Source organism: Pseudoalteromonas sp. SCSIO 43201 (assembly GCF_023716725.1).
GTDB classification, from domain to species: domain Bacteria; phylum Pseudomonadota; class Gammaproteobacteria; order Enterobacterales; family Alteromonadaceae; genus Pseudoalteromonas; species Pseudoalteromonas peptidolytica.
The window spans coordinates 79,727-92,895 of record NZ_CP072684.1 but is presented as its reverse complement, the minus strand read 5'-3'; the positions used below and the strand labels follow the sequence as shown (position 1 = coordinate 92,895).

Annotated in this window: 15 protein-coding genes; 9 read left to right on the top strand and 6 right to left on the bottom strand. The window is 41.4% G+C overall.

Going from position 1 to position 13,169, the window contains the following annotated elements:
• Nucleotides 1–109: 109 nt before the first annotated feature.
• Nucleotides 110–1,879 carry a hypothetical protein gene (locus J8Z24_RS17255; protein WP_176033373.1) on the top strand — a complete coding sequence of 590 codons (1,770 nt, stop codon included), beginning with the start codon at nt 110–112 and terminating at the stop codon, nt 1,877–1,879.
• Between the two features lie 164 nt (nt 1,880–2,043).
• The gene (locus J8Z24_RS17250) at nt 2,044–3,171 is read left to right on the top strand and encodes an alpha/beta hydrolase-fold protein (RefSeq protein WP_252096027.1); all 1,128 of its coding nucleotides are present in this window, start codon (nt 2,044–2,046) and stop codon (nt 3,169–3,171) included.
• Nucleotides 3,172–3,239: 68 nt separating this feature from the next.
• On the opposite strand, the gene J8Z24_RS21855 is transcribed toward J8Z24_RS17250, so the two are convergent.
• From J8Z24_RS21855 to J8Z24_RS17240, 3 genes are all read right to left on the bottom strand, one after another.
• Nucleotides 3,240–3,371 carry a hypothetical protein gene (locus tag J8Z24_RS21855; RefSeq protein WP_280177928.1) on the bottom strand — a complete coding sequence of 44 codons (132 nt, stop codon included), beginning with the start codon at nt 3,369–3,371 and terminating at the stop codon, nt 3,240–3,242.
• Between the two features lie 69 nt (nt 3,372–3,440).
• Complete coding sequence (locus J8Z24_RS17245) at nt 3,441–3,677, bottom strand: hypothetical protein (RefSeq protein WP_252095841.1); 237 nt, start codon at nt 3,675–3,677, stop codon at nt 3,441–3,443.
• 25 nt (nt 3,678–3,702) lie between these two features.
• Complete coding sequence (locus tag J8Z24_RS17240) at nt 3,703–4,191, bottom strand: hypothetical protein (protein ID WP_125253511.1); 489 nt, start codon at nt 4,189–4,191, stop codon at nt 3,703–3,705.
• A gap of 351 nt (nt 4,192–4,542) precedes the next feature.
• On the opposite strand from J8Z24_RS17240, the gene J8Z24_RS17235 reads away from it, so the two are divergent.
• The 4 genes from J8Z24_RS17235 to J8Z24_RS17225 all read left to right on the top strand — a co-directional run bounded on the left by J8Z24_RS17235 (nt 4,543) and on the right by J8Z24_RS17225 (nt 7,680).
• Nucleotides 4,543–5,514 carry a transposase gene (locus tag J8Z24_RS17235; RefSeq protein ID WP_252095840.1) on the top strand — a complete coding sequence of 324 codons (972 nt, stop codon included), beginning with the start codon at nt 4,543–4,545 and terminating at the stop codon, nt 5,512–5,514.
• 192 nt (nt 5,515–5,706) lie between these two features.
• Nucleotides 5,707–5,880, top strand: coding sequence for an AraC family ligand binding domain-containing protein (locus J8Z24_RS21910; protein WP_176032180.1), 174 nt, complete (start codon nt 5,707–5,709; stop codon nt 5,878–5,880).
• A gap of 159 nt (nt 5,881–6,039) precedes the next feature.
• Nucleotides 6,040–6,858, top strand: a complete 819-nt coding sequence (locus J8Z24_RS17230; RefSeq protein ID WP_252095839.1) for a helix-turn-helix domain-containing protein — start codon at nt 6,040–6,042, stop codon at nt 6,856–6,858.
• A 51-nt stretch (nt 6,859–6,909) separates the two neighbouring features.
• Nucleotides 6,910–7,680 (top strand): class I SAM-dependent methyltransferase, encoded by a 771-nt coding sequence (locus J8Z24_RS17225; RefSeq protein ID WP_252095838.1) that lies wholly within the window; start codon nt 6,910–6,912, stop codon nt 7,678–7,680.
• 156 nt (nt 7,681–7,836) lie between these two features.
• On the opposite strand, the gene zapE is transcribed toward J8Z24_RS17225, so the two are convergent.
• Nucleotides 7,837–8,916 carry a cell division protein ZapE gene (zapE, locus tag J8Z24_RS17220; RefSeq protein ID WP_252095837.1) on the bottom strand — a complete coding sequence of 360 codons (1,080 nt, stop codon included), beginning with the start codon at nt 8,914–8,916 and terminating at the stop codon, nt 7,837–7,839.
• Between the two features lie 53 nt (nt 8,917–8,969).
• On the opposite strand from zapE, the gene J8Z24_RS17215 reads away from it, so the two are divergent.
• The 3 genes from J8Z24_RS17215 to J8Z24_RS17205 all read left to right on the top strand — a co-directional run bounded on the left by J8Z24_RS17215 (nt 8,970) and on the right by J8Z24_RS17205 (nt 10,718).
• Nucleotides 8,970–9,569 (top strand): Crp/Fnr family transcriptional regulator, encoded by a 600-nt coding sequence (locus tag J8Z24_RS17215; RefSeq protein WP_128732462.1) that lies wholly within the window; start codon nt 8,970–8,972, stop codon nt 9,567–9,569.
• A gap of 61 nt (nt 9,570–9,630) precedes the next feature.
• A complete protein-coding gene (locus J8Z24_RS17210) occupies nt 9,631–10,272 on the top strand; it encodes a nitroreductase family protein (RefSeq protein ID WP_252095836.1) in 642 nt (213 codons plus the stop codon).
• Nucleotides 10,269–10,718, top strand: a complete 450-nt coding sequence (locus J8Z24_RS17205) for a DMT family transporter (RefSeq protein WP_147390000.1) — start codon at nt 10,269–10,271, stop codon at nt 10,716–10,718. The genes J8Z24_RS17210 and J8Z24_RS17205 overlap by 4 nt, the downstream gene beginning before the upstream one ends.
• Before the next feature lie 38 nt (nt 10,719–10,756).
• Here the strand turns inward: J8Z24_RS17205 and J8Z24_RS17200 are convergent, their stop codons facing one another.
• Both J8Z24_RS17200 and J8Z24_RS17195 read right to left on the bottom strand, forming a co-directional pair.
• Nucleotides 10,757–11,374 (bottom strand): glutathione S-transferase family protein, encoded by a 618-nt coding sequence (locus tag J8Z24_RS17200; RefSeq protein ID WP_252095835.1) that lies wholly within the window; start codon nt 11,372–11,374, stop codon nt 10,757–10,759.
• Nucleotides 11,375–11,561: 187 nt separating this feature from the next.
• Nucleotides 11,562–13,166, bottom strand: coding sequence for an AbgT family transporter (locus J8Z24_RS17195; RefSeq protein ID WP_252095834.1), 1,605 nt, complete (start codon nt 13,164–13,166; stop codon nt 11,562–11,564).
• Nucleotides 13,167–13,169 lie beyond the last annotated feature (3 nt).

Here is a 13,169-nt window from a genome sequence, read left to right as displayed (position 1 = left end):
TAGTTATCGACAAGGTTTTCTCGCCTCAAAATAGACCACTTAATTAAGAAAATTGGTATAAAAGAGCGTCATTCATAATTTAGCGTTGAATCGATAACAAGGAAAAGAGATGTATTCGAGTTTTTTCGCACAGCTATCCGCTTGTTTAATTTTTAGTAGTGTACTTTTCACACACCCTGCCATGTCTCAAACTGCTCGGGTACTATCACCAACAAATGATGCTATTGGTGTTTTTCCACAGCGAGGTGGGGTTGCAGATCCGGTTGTTTATCTTAAAACTCGTAAAAAAGCGTTGTTTTTTGTACGTGAAGAGCGCTGGCAACAGGCGTTACCTCTATTACAAAGCTTAACATCGTCTTATAAAGATGATGGAGATACTTGGTACCTACTTGGGTTGACGCAGATGCAATTGGAGCATCATGAGCAAGCGATAGCCGCTTTGAAAAATGCACTGACGCTTGGGGTAAACGTAACCAATATCCCAAATGCTTCACGCCCTTCAAACGACATCATGATAAAAGTGTCGGAGGCTTATGCACAGCTTGGGAATATAGAGCAAGCACACGAGTGGCTAAGAAAATCTCTGTCAGCGAGATATGATGAGCGCAGCAGTATAGCGGGAAAAGCCGCATTTGATGCTATCAAAGATAATACGCAATTTCAGATATTGGCAGGACAGTACAAAGACCCCACACTAACACGGGTGCAACAATGGCGTGCTGATTTGGAATTTTTACTTGCTGAAATTAATCGCTTACATATAAATGAAATGGCTGGCACCAACGCTGAGCTGGTGGCATTGGCGAAGAGTTTACACGCGGATATACCAAACCTTAATGACCAGCAAATTGTATTTAGAATGATGGAACTAGTTGGCACCTTAGGTAATGGCCATAACCTTATCGTACCAACCTTTGGAGAAAAAGGTAATTTCAGCCGTTTGCCAGTGCAGTTTTACGTATTTACAGATGGACTCTATATCGTTGATGCAACACCAAATTACTCTGCTTTGATAGGTCAAAAAGTCATGGCTTTTGAGGGCACTTCTAGCGAGGAGGCAATCGCAAAAGCAGCAAAAATAAACCCTCGTGATAATGAAATGCAGCAGCTTTGGTTAGCGCCTTATTATTTAGCTATGCCTGAAGTGTTAACTGGGTTAGGTATTGCTGATAGTACAAATAAAATTACTATCACAGTTCAAAGTACTGATAATGTTACAGAAAAAATTCATCTTGAGGGGCAAGCATTTGCATTTAGTGGTTTGCCCACACTTCCAAAAAATCATAAAAATGCGCCAGAGTACCTACAGCATAAAGACAAGCACTACTGGCAATACTTAAATAAATCTAATGGGGTACTACAGGTACAGTTTAATGCAGTGGCACAAATGAAAACACAGTCGCTAGCCCAATTTAGTAAGACGTTAATCGACAGGGTTAAACAGGATGAAGTAAAGCATTTAGTACTGGATTTACGGCACAACAGTGGCGGGAACGGCTCTATTTTACCGCCTTTACTAAAAGCGTTAATTTACTTTGAGGCAGCAAAACCTGATGGCAAACTATTTGTTATAATGGGTCGCAACACATTTTCGGCTGCTCAAAATTTACTGACCAATATAAATCTTTTCACTGATGCTATTTTGGTTGGTGAGCCAAGCGGTTCTAGACCTAATCATGTCGGTGAAGCTGGGCGGTTCAAGTTGCCTTATAGTGGGGTATTTGGTCTGATTTCATCTCAGTTTCATCAAACATCTCGTGCGGAAGATCACCGTATATGGGTACCGCCACATATGCCTATACTACCTGATTCGAAAAGTTACTTTGCAGGTATTGATCCTGCGATAAACGCTATTTATCGGCTATTAGATAATTTATGAAGATAACAGCTTCATTTGGTTGAGATCTATCCTATCAATCCCTTTTTCTATATGCTAGCTTTACCAATAAAATCATATAAATGGAATAATAATAAATGATAATTGGTAAAGCGGCTCAATGGTTTTGCACGGTTTTTTTTGTAGTTTTTCTCTCGTGTTCTGCAATGGCTCAGGACACTCAAAAAGCAAATAAAGAATACGATCGACACACAAAAACGCTAAACTCAATAGTGCTCGGTGAAACGCGCACTGTTACGATACAACTTCCTAAAAGTTATCACACCAATTCTAATAAAACATATCCTGTAATATATCGCCTTGACGGTAAAGGGAGCCTTCCACTTATGAGTGCAGTGCTTGAACGTTTGCAAAAGACAAGCGTCTCTGCTGCACCTGAGGTCATAATTGTTGCTATTGAAAATACAGATCGGTTGCGAGATCTTTATCCAACAAAAAACAAAGAGCCAGCAGGCCCGATGAACATGGGCGGTGGCGCACCAAAGTTTTTAGAGTTTATCGAGACAGAGCTTATTCCTTTTGTAAATAAGAAGTACCGCACTCACGATTTTAAAGTGATTGCCGGCGCATCGGCAGCTGGTACTTTCGTACTCTACGCGTTGCAGACTAAGCCTACGTTATTTCAAGGCCACATAGCATATAGTCCAGCGGTATGGTGGAATTTTGGTGCCACCGCAAAAAGCACCAAAGCATTTATATCCAAAACCAAGCAATTAAATAACTTTTTATTTATTGCAATTGGCGAAGAGGGGGGCGTGATGCGCGAACGGTATGAAGATATGGCGCACTTTTTAGCTGATAACAAACCTGTAGAGCTGCGCTTTTTCAGCGAGGCTTACGATAATGTCCCTCATGGGCTTGTCTCTAGCGCCGGTATTTTTAGTGCGTACCAAAAGCTGTTTTTTCCGACCCAAATGCCAGTTCGTGCTTATAACGGCGAATTGAGCTCCATTAATGAGTATTATCAGCAGCTATCCGTTCAGTATGGCGAAGTGATTGAGCCTCAAGAGTCGACGATAAGAGGGCTCGGCTATCACCATGTGAGTACGGGTAACGTGAAAGAAGCAATTAAGTTGTTTAAGTATGGCATTTCACGCTATCCACATAATGCAGACGCATACAACGGTTTAGCTTACGGTTATGAAACCGATAAACAATATCGAGCATCGTTAGAGCAAGTAAACAGAGCGCTAGCATTATCATCGAAGGATGATGATGGCTACGATGTTTTTGTTGCTCGTAAAGAGCGATTAACTAAGTTACTTGGTGAGTGAGATTTCAAATACGTAAATAGACCACGCAAGTATTTGACTTGGTCTATTTGCTGGGTATTTAGTGCTACTTAAAAATAGTGGCGAATACGTTTAATTTTTTCGCCGCTAAACTCAAACAGTGTCACAAGCTTTTGCTTATTTTCTTTTTCATTCGTGTTACCTTGCTGATCAATGCAAGGGTGTAAATACTCAACGGTCACTGCATTAAGGCCTTCAATGATGTTTGTTACTTGGATATCGCACTTTGTGTATTGGCCTAGATAGCTGAGTCAGCCCGCCTTATATTCTTCTTTTGATAATATGGCATTAAACCTAGGATGCTCGAATGTGGCATCGGGTGTTAAAAGCATCAGTAAATTGGTAACATCAGATTCTTTTGAATGTTGGTGTTCAACGGCTTTTTGGGCGTCAAAATAAGCGTTGACCTTGTCACTCAGCGCTTCTGCAGAGCAAGCACTTGAAACAAGCATGAATGGTAGCAGTGCATATAGCGCTTTCATTTTCATTATGATTTTCCCTAATTTATTGTTTTTACTCTGTATAGAATGCAGCGTTTCGACCGGGAAATGCAAGTTTAGAAAATGGCCACGCCGTTTTTAACCAATGAGTAATTGTTTGATAGAGTAGGTCATCCAATGCTATATCTTCTGACCCTATCCACAGATACACATCACAATCAAAATCTGAAGATTGAGGCGGATCGATATAGACACAACCGATATACCTTTCACTGTGTCTGGTGTAAACCGCATAAGCAAATGCTGCTCGCGACATAAATTCTTCCCTGTGCGTGGCTAAACTTGCAATGTTTTCCTCAAAAGTCATAGAAGCTTTTGGCCAGTTTGAACTTGGGCCAAATATGCCCTGTAAGCGTGGTTGATTAGCCATCACCAATTCATAATCTGCAGTCGCAATTTGCTCGTCTAGCACGGTAAAAGAAAAATGAGATGTGCTAACCCTTTTTGGTGGTTCAAAAGAATCGGGAATAAAGGGCTGACCTTGTTTTTGTTGCTTAGTCACTGTTACTGGCACTCATTAACAACGGAAGCTTTTTCATCGAAGCATCTCTTTTATAATTAGTTACAGCACGTTATCATTTGGTTGTAGCCAATACAATTACAAAAGCCATAAACTCAGTGACACATCGGCTAGGAACATAACCAGTACTTTGGCTTCGTAACACTCATCGATAAAGAAGAAAACCAAAAGAAAGAAGAAGAAAAGAAAACCAAAGACAAACAAAACCAAAAAACAAAACCAAAGACACCCACCACTAATTTGCAAAACCAAAGACACCCACCACTAATTTGTGCCTTTTTTAAAAGTCGGCTACGCTTTAACTCTGCACTCAAGGATTGAGAGAAACAAGCGATGGCGACTGCCCGTAAAAACCAAATCAGCTTAACAGATACCAAATACTATCATTGCATCTCCCGCTGCGTTAGACGTGCGTATTTATGCGGTGAAGATAAACTAACTGGAAAATCCTATACACATCGCCGTGATTGGGTTGAGGAAAAGCTCCTGATGTTAGCTACCGTCTTTTGTATCGACGTCTGTGCGTATGCGGTGATGAGTAATCACACCCACATTGTATTGCATGTTGATGATAAAAGAGCAAAGCGCTTATCTGACAAGGCCATAGTGATACGCTGGCACAAGCTATTTAAAGGTAATTGGATAACGTGGAAGTTCGTTGAAGAAGAGCCACTATGTGAGTCGGAGCAGTTGATACTCAGTGAATATATTGCCAAGTACAGACAGAGATTGGCAGATATTAGCTGGTTTATGCGGGTACTCAACGAGGATATTGCCCGCAGAGCAAATAAAGAGGATGAATGTACAGGCCGATTTTGGGAAGGCAGATTCAAATCTCAACCCTTGCTAGACGAAGCCGCATTAGCTGCTTGTATGGCATACGTCGACTTGAACCCCATTCGAGCCAAGTTAGCCCCAACGCCTGAAACCTCTGACTTTACCAGTATCAAAAAGCGCATCGACCATGCAAGGCGAGGGAAACAACCAAACAGCCTATTACGATTTGCAGGTAGCCCCCGAAAGAAGATGCCAAAAGGGCTGCCTTTCGAACTCAAGTCTTACTTAGCATTAGTAGAGCTTACGGGGAATTATATTCGCACCGATAAAAAAGGCGCTATCTTTGAGGCTCAACCAATTTTGTCTCGACTAAACATTGAACCTGATAATTGGATGAAACTCACAACCCAATTTTCTCGGATTTTCCATGGTGCTGTTGGTCGAGAGCGAGTACTCACCGCTTACTGTGAAACACTCAAAAAGCGACGGCGCACAAATCTAGCAAATTGTGAACATTTTCTGGCTTAACCAAATAAATTTTTTAGCGATAACCCTCAAGCTATGTAAATTACGGCGCTTTTGTCATGCGTATGACACTGGGGTTAATGTAGAGAAACACATAAATGTCACTAGTTACCTGATTTTATGAGCACTTTTAATAAGAATAATGAACATTTCCATGTTGAAATTGTCACAGTCATGGTGAGTAAATAATAGTAGGTGTCAGTGATACACCGTCAGGCTGCTGGGTGCGAAAGAGCGCATACTCACTCTTCCTTTATTTTTTCTGCTATATCGAGGGGAGAGATGTTGTTTCAAATTAATGAAAACGAATTTACTCTTCGACCACCATCCATAGTAGTTGTTAGTACAAACACGTTACATAATAAATAATAGTGGATGTTAGCGATACGTTACGTTATGCCGTGGGTGTCAGTGATACATTCATCAGTGATACATTATGGCACATAGTTAATAGTGGGTGTCAGTGATACATTATGCCTAATTTTAACCAGTTTTAACGTTGCCCCTGCTTGGGGTGGTGGCTATTTTATGACCGAAACCATATTTAAATTACCTTCTGTGTTTGAAGTTAGGTATATTGACAAGGCTGCTGGGTGCGAAAGAGCGCATACTCACTCTTCCCTTATTTTTTCTGCTATTTCGAGGGGGGAGATGTTGTTTCAAATGAATGAAAACGAATTTACTCTTCAACCACCATCCATAGTCGCTGTTAGTCCAAACACGTTACATTGCGTTAGAAGCTATTCTCCGGATTTCAAAGGTGTCTTTACCTTGGAGGTATTCGACTCTTCACGTATATTGGGTGACATTAACTCAAGAAATTGTCAATCTTTTAAAAGTCAGGTGTTAGAGTCGCCGGATTTATACGACAGATTTACCACTTTATGTACAGTGCTCCTTTCGGAAGTTAAGAGTTCAGAAAAAGAAAACTTAATTTTAAATTGGATTAATAATTTTTTGGATCATCAAAAGATACCACACGCTGAAAGTTGCCCGACTGGTCATGAATTAGCAAAAAAAATTAAGGCGATGATAGATTGCCACCACCAAGAAACTTCTCTGTTTGACGAGATATCATTGACCTTAAATTTAAGTAAAGAACACTGCAACCGGATATTTCGTCGCACTTATAATCTTTCGATACAAGGATATTTTCTTAACAAAAAGGCTCATCTATCTAGGAGCTTATTAGCAGGTGATCTCCCCATTTCAGAGATAGCGGTTCTAAGCGGGTTTTACGATCAAAGTCACTTTTCCCGTATTTTTAAAGCTATATTCCAAATTAGCCCGGCTGAATATCGAATGCGGATCAAAGAATCACATCAATCTTGTACAAGACGACGTTAATATATATTTATATCTTGCTTCCTTAATTATCACTAACCTTGGGAGCAACACATGAAGTATGTACGAAATAATGAACATGACGAAGAAGTTATCAGACAATTTACTAAGCAGGCTATTCCTTTTACAAAAGTAACTGGACACTTGAATTCAATAGAACTGCTTGTTGAAATGAGTGGAGCCACAGCAGACGATAATATATTGGACATAGCTTGTGGCCCTGGTCTAGTAGCTTGTGAATTCGCAAAAGTTGCACGACATGTAACTGGGATCGATTTAACAGAGAAGATGATTGAGCAAGCGCTTTGCCATCAAAAAGAAAAAGGGTTGAATAATCTTTCTTGGGATATCGGTACCGTATACCAATTGCCGTATGATTCAGATACCTTTTCCGTTGTAGTGAGCAGGTATAGTTTTCATCATTTGCTAAACCCCGATATGGCACTAGCTGAAATGCTTAGGGTGTGCATGCCAGGTGGTGTTATTGTCATTGCAGATGTCGCATTACCCGCAGATAAATCTGAGGCATTCAATCGCATGGAAAGACTCCGAGACCCATCACATACAGAAGCATTATCCTATGATAAGTGGAAGCAATTGCTCTTTAACTCTGGGTTGAAGAAAATCCGACGAGGTAGTTACAAAGTTCCTATGGAACTTGAAACGCAACTTAACGCATCTTTTCCTAATCCAGGGGACGATAAAAAGATACGAGAGATCTTTCTACAGGATGTAGATGCTAATTGTTTGGGTGTTGAATCTCATAAATGTGGAGATGAAGTTCATTTTTCTTATCCAATATCAGTTTATGTCGGCGAAAAATAGCTAGCCGAATTTGTCTAATCGGTATTGGCAATTCTCAGGTCTATTTAATTTCGCTAGTTTGGTTGGCCGAAAAAATCGTTTACGGCAAACATATATTGAGGATCTCTTATTACAATGCCTTATTTAACTTACAGGAACAAGTATTGTGTAAGGCTATCAGATTTCAAGTGGCCAACTTTGCATCTCAGTGATCCGACTAATGCAGCGAGCGAAAGCAAACGGAAGCTGCTCGCCTCGGTAGATTTTCTCAATGGGCGCGGCGGCCAAAAATACAACTAGTACTTTGGCCTCGTAACATTCATCGATAAGCGCAATAAGTCGTCTTGTCTCATCATCACCTATTCGAACTTGTGCTGCCTCATGTGGGCGGATGTAGCCTTCCTCTGTCCCTTGCGCTATTGGGTTCTGCTCGGGCATAACACCAAGTAAAGGTAAGTCAGAGATAAAAATACACTTATATTGCTGTGTAAGTTTAATATAGTCATCGATAGCACGAGGAGTTGAACATAACGACATAAAATCAAAACAGACTAGATTTTTAGTCGCTCCAAGTATATTCACTGAGCGATGATTAAGCGTTAATACTTCAGGTTTTGATACTCCCCCAGCTTTGGCAAACGCCCGCCAAAACGCGTGCTTGTCTTTGACAAAGTAGTGATGTGCTTGCGTACCTTTAGCAAAGCGATGATCCGTCTCACCACAGATAGGTATGATTTCGCAATTGCGCATAAGCAGGTCGATGGTTGGCTCAAAACGGTCTCTATGTAACCCGTCTTTGTATAACTGCGTTGGGTGACAGTTTGAGGTGGCAACTAAAGTTACGCCAGCTTCAAATAGTGCTTCAAACAGTCTTGCCATAATGATGGCATCGCCGATATCAGTGACAAAAAATTCATCAAAACACAATAACGATGTTTGCTTAGCCCAGTTTTTCGCAATATGTTGTAGTGGATCTTTAATCCCTTGGATTTGATTTAGCTCTCTGTGGATTCTTTGCATAAAATGATGAAAATGCAGACGAGTTTTGTTATCGATTTGGGTAAACTGATAAAACCAATCCATTAGCATAGTCTTGCCGCGACCAACAGGCCCATAAAAATAGATACCTTTGGCTGCACTACCTTCTACAACTGAACGAGAAAGTTTATCTAAGGCGTCAATTGCGACTTGCTGCGCTGCGTCAGGCGCAAGATTTCCAAGTTCAACTTGTGTTTCGTAATGGCTAGAGATTGACATAGTCGCTGCAAATAGGAATAGTTAATCCTAATAATATCATAAAGCTAGAATTCATGGACGCACTATTAAAGCTAAAGCAAGCAATAGCGAGCTACTATGCTCTGTCACAAGAAACTTGGTCCGCTATTGAAGCGATCACTACAATAAAATCATTTGCTAAAGACGACTGGTTATACCAAGAGGGTGAATATCCGACAACATTCGCATTTTTATATCAAGGCTTAGTGCGGTTAGTAAACACCAATGCGGCAGGGCAAGAGTACAACAAGCGTTTCTTTGTCGCGGGGGAGTTTCCTGGCGTAATGCATGCTCTACACCGTGCTGAGCCAGCTAATCAGGGGATCCAAGCGTTGGAACCCACAGAGGTGGTACTAATAAACTTTAAACAATTTAGAGCATTGCTAATGGACAACCCTGAGTTAATGCGATTCCAGATCCATTATCTTGAAAAGAATTGGTTGCTAGAAAAAGACAAGCGGGAGCTTTATATGGTGCAGTTGGATGCAACTGAACGTTATCTTGCTTTTTTAAAGGAGCAGCCTGAGCTTGCTGAACGAGTTGCGCAGTATCATTTGGCTTCGCACCTTGGGATCACGCCAACGCAGTTAAGTCGTATTAGAAAATCTTTAAAAAATTCGGGTTCGTTTACATAGGTAAATGAGCCACGTTCGTTACCTTGTTAAAGTTGCCTCAACAGAATATGGAGAGCAACTTATGAATATTACACAATTAGAGTCATTACTAAATTGGCGTTATGCCGTTCGCAAATTCTCAGATCAACCAGTTGAACAAGCAAAAGTTGATAAACTAATTGAGCTCACTGGACTTAGCGCTTCTTCATATGGCCTGCAGTCATATAAGATTTTACAGATAACCTGTCATCGTACCAAACAAGCTATGTTTCCTTACTCGTATGGACAACAAAAAGTAGTAGATAATAGCCATTTACTTTTATTTGCAGCTGATATGTCGCCATTAAACTCACAAGTTGAACACTATATGGATAATTTTAGGCGTCAGCGCGACTTAACAGAGGACACCTATTTAACAATGGAAACTGGGATTAAGTCGGCATTAAGTGGTATGAATAAAGATGCCCAGTACATCTGGTGTTCAGAACAAATTCATCTGGCGGTTGGAACGTTATTGGTTGCCGCTGCGAGCCTCGAAATAGATGCTTGTCCTATAACAGGTATTGAAAAAGGCGAGATAGATAAAATACTTGGTCTTGAAGCGATGCATCTCCGTACGGTCTTGGTTGTACCACTTGGTATCCGCTGTAGTTCCGATAAAAATGCTACTGCGCCTAAAGTAAGAAAAACACAAGCGAAGTTAAGTACAGAGATGACACTATGATTTTCGGTTTACTTGCTATTTTTGCCGGTGGCGCCATTGCGGTTCAGGCAAGTATGAACGCTCAACTAGGCGCGTTGCTAAAAAGTCCGATACTAGCTGCTGGGGTTGCATTTACTGCTAGTGCCCTTTATACGGTCGTGGCTTTTCGATTATCTGATAGCGTTTTTCCGACAATCACACAAATAAAAGCCGTGCCTTGGTACCTTTGGTGTATTGGCGGAATATTAAGTGCCACCGGAGTAGGGCTGAGCTACTTTTTGATCCCCAAAATGGGTATTGGTAATTTAATGGCATATTATTTATGCGGCCAAATGGTAGTCGCGATGATAATCGGTCAGTTGGGTTTATTTGCCGTACCGCATACTCCCGTTACCTTGCAAAAGTTGCTAGGATTGGTTGCCGTACTGACCGGTATCGTGCTTCTTAACGTAAATCAGCAAAACTAATTTACGTTGAAGTGATGTTATCTCAAGCGGACGTAAGCTTAGTACTCGACTATTTCCAGCGCTTTGCTGACTGCGGGAGTGGCTGCAATTTGCCGATAATAACGTCGTAGCTGCTTGAGTGAAGGCGTCTTTTCTAACAGTGTTTTTGCTCGCTCACAAAGCATAAATAAGTAGCTATCACACAAAGTAAATTGATTGGCTATTACGTAGTGATTGTCAGCTAGCAAATTATCTATCACGGCAAATCCTGCTTCCAACCGAGCTTGCTGTGTACGGATCAGATCGTCATACATCAGGGCACTTTGGGTGTGTCGTTCGGGATAGGTGTACATTAATAAGTCGCTGTGCAGCGAAGCGCTCATAAAATGGAGCCATTGTATAGATTGAAACTTAAGCTTTGGATCTGCTGGAAATAACTGCTTGTCGCTGTGTTTATGAGCAAGATATTGAGAAATAGCCGCACTTTCAAACAGTGTGAAATCATCATCGACAAGCGCTGGTATGTGACCTGCGGGGCTGAGCTTTAGGTAATGTGAGCTGTGATTAGCATTTTTTTTCACATCAACTAATTCTAACTGATAAGGTTCGCCTATCAATTCCAATAAAATATGAGGTGCAAGGCTTGCGCTCTGTGGATAGTAAAAGAGTGTATACATAATTCACCTAATGTAAGTCACAAACATCGATATTAGGTTGGACAATAAGGCTTTCGATGTTGCGAAGTTAAAATATTAAGCGGCTCCTTCTGTGCTTTCTCCTATTCAACCTTAGGTGACGGATGCAGTTTTCTCAAATAAAAATGCCAGCAAATATTGCTGGCATGTAAAGTTTTTAGTGTTATTGCTACGGAGTATAGTAAATCGGTGAGTTTGGCCCGACAGGTAGACCAAAGCCAAATACCCAGATATAAAATAGTGCGACCCAACCAATAAAGAAGAACATGCTGTAAGGCAACATAGTCGCTACCAACGTACCGATCCCCATATCTTTCTTGTATTTGGTGGCCACTGCCAATATCAACCCAAAGTAACTCATCATGGGGGTAATCAGGTTTGTGACAGAGTCACCAATTCGATATGCAGCTTGGATAGTTTCTGGTGCGTATCCAATTAGCATCAACATAGGCACAAAAATAGGGGCTGTTACTGCCCACTGCGCAGAAGATGAGCCTAAACTGAGGTTAACAAGGGCACACATCAAGATAAACAGTACGAATACCTCAGGGCCTGTTAAGTTAAGCGCCTGTAGTAATGCTGCACCGTTAATCGCTAAAATAGTGCCTAAGTTAGTCCATTTGAAAAATGCGACAAACTGCGCAGCGAAGAATACCAGTACAATATACATCCCCATTGAGCTCATACTTTTGCTCATGGCATCGATAATATCACGGTCATTTTTCATGGTACCTACGACCCGGCCGTATACAAAGCCCGGAATGGCGAAAGTCACGAAAATAAAGACGACGATACCTTTTAAAAATGGCGAACCTGCTACTTCACCTGTGGTTGGGTGACGCAGAATACCGTCTTCAGGCACGATGGTCATCGCGAGTAAAAGGCTGACCACCAAAAGAGAAACTCCAGCCCATTTTAGTCCAGATTTTTCTTTTGCTGTAAGCTTTTCAATGTTGTTTTCGCTTAAGTCAACGCTAGCTTCACTTGCATCATATTTTCCTAAGCGTGGTTCAACAATTTTTTCTGTTACCAAAGTACCAACAATGGCAATAAGGAATACAGAAATCATCATAAAGTACCAGTTTGCTTCAGGACCAACTTGGTAGGTCGGGTCAATCATCTGCGCAGCTGGTGTGGTAATACCTGCAAGCAGCGGATCGATTGTACCTAACAGTAGGTTTGCACTGTAACCACCAGACACACCTGCAAAAGCAGCTGCTAAACCAGCCAGTGGATGGCGACCTAAACTATGGAAAATCATCGCTGCAAGTGGGATCAGCACAACGTATCCAAGTTCTGAGGCGGTATTAGACAAGATTGCAGCAAACACTACCATAAAAGTAACTAAGCGCTTTGAAGCGCCCATCACCATGCCACGCATAGCTGCTGATAGCATGCCAGAATGTTCAGCAACACTCACACCTAGTAATGCAACCAATACAGTACCCAAAGGAGCAAAGTCCGTAAAGTTAGTTACAAGGCCTGTCACTATGCGTTGTAGACCTTCTGCACTCATTAGGCTTACGACTTCAATAACGCCGTCAGGGTCTCTGCCTGCTGAGCCTTCAGGGCGGGGATCGATAGCCGACAAGCCCATCCAATCAGCGATACCACTGAATACCACAATGGCGATACAAAACATGGCAAACAATGTAATAGGGTGAGGAAGCATGTTACCCAGAAACTCAACAGTTGCTAAGAAGCGGTTAAATAACCCACCTTTGTGCTCTGCTTGAGCCTGACTATCAGCCTGCGTCTCTACAGCTTTTGACATAGC

Coding starts and splice junctions, on each gene's coding strand:
- J8Z24_RS17255 (WP_176033373.1), top strand. CDS start 110: ATGTATTCGAGTTTTTTCGCACAGCTATCCGCTTGTTTAATTTTTAGT.
- J8Z24_RS17250 (WP_252096027.1), top strand. CDS start 2,044: ATGGCTCAGGACACTCAAAAAGCAAATAAAGAATACGATCGACACACA.
- J8Z24_RS17245 (WP_252095841.1), bottom strand. CDS start 3,677: ATGAAAATGAAAGCGCTATATGCACTGCTACCATTCATGCTTGTTTCA.
- J8Z24_RS17235 (WP_252095840.1), top strand. CDS start 4,543: ATGGCGACTGCCCGTAAAAACCAAATCAGCTTAACAGATACCAAATAC.
- J8Z24_RS17230 (WP_252095839.1), top strand. CDS start 6,040: ATGACCGAAACCATATTTAAATTACCTTCTGTGTTTGAAGTTAGGTAT.
- J8Z24_RS17225 (WP_252095838.1), top strand. CDS start 6,910: ATGAAGTATGTACGAAATAATGAACATGACGAAGAAGTTATCAGACAA.
- zapE (WP_252095837.1), bottom strand. CDS start 8,916: ATGTCAATCTCTAGCCATTACGAAACACAAGTTGAACTTGGAAATCTT.
- J8Z24_RS17215 (WP_128732462.1), top strand. CDS start 8,970: ATGGACGCACTATTAAAGCTAAAGCAAGCAATAGCGAGCTACTATGCT.
- J8Z24_RS17210 (WP_252095836.1), top strand. CDS start 9,631: ATGAATATTACACAATTAGAGTCATTACTAAATTGGCGTTATGCCGTT.
- J8Z24_RS17205 (WP_147390000.1), top strand. CDS start 10,269: ATGATTTTCGGTTTACTTGCTATTTTTGCCGGTGGCGCCATTGCGGTT.
- J8Z24_RS17200 (WP_252095835.1), bottom strand. CDS start 11,374: ATGTATACACTCTTTTACTATCCACAGAGCGCAAGCCTTGCACCTCAT.
- J8Z24_RS17195 (WP_252095834.1), bottom strand. CDS start 13,166: ATGTCAAAAGCTGTAGAGACGCAGGCTGATAGTCAGGCTCAAGCAGAG.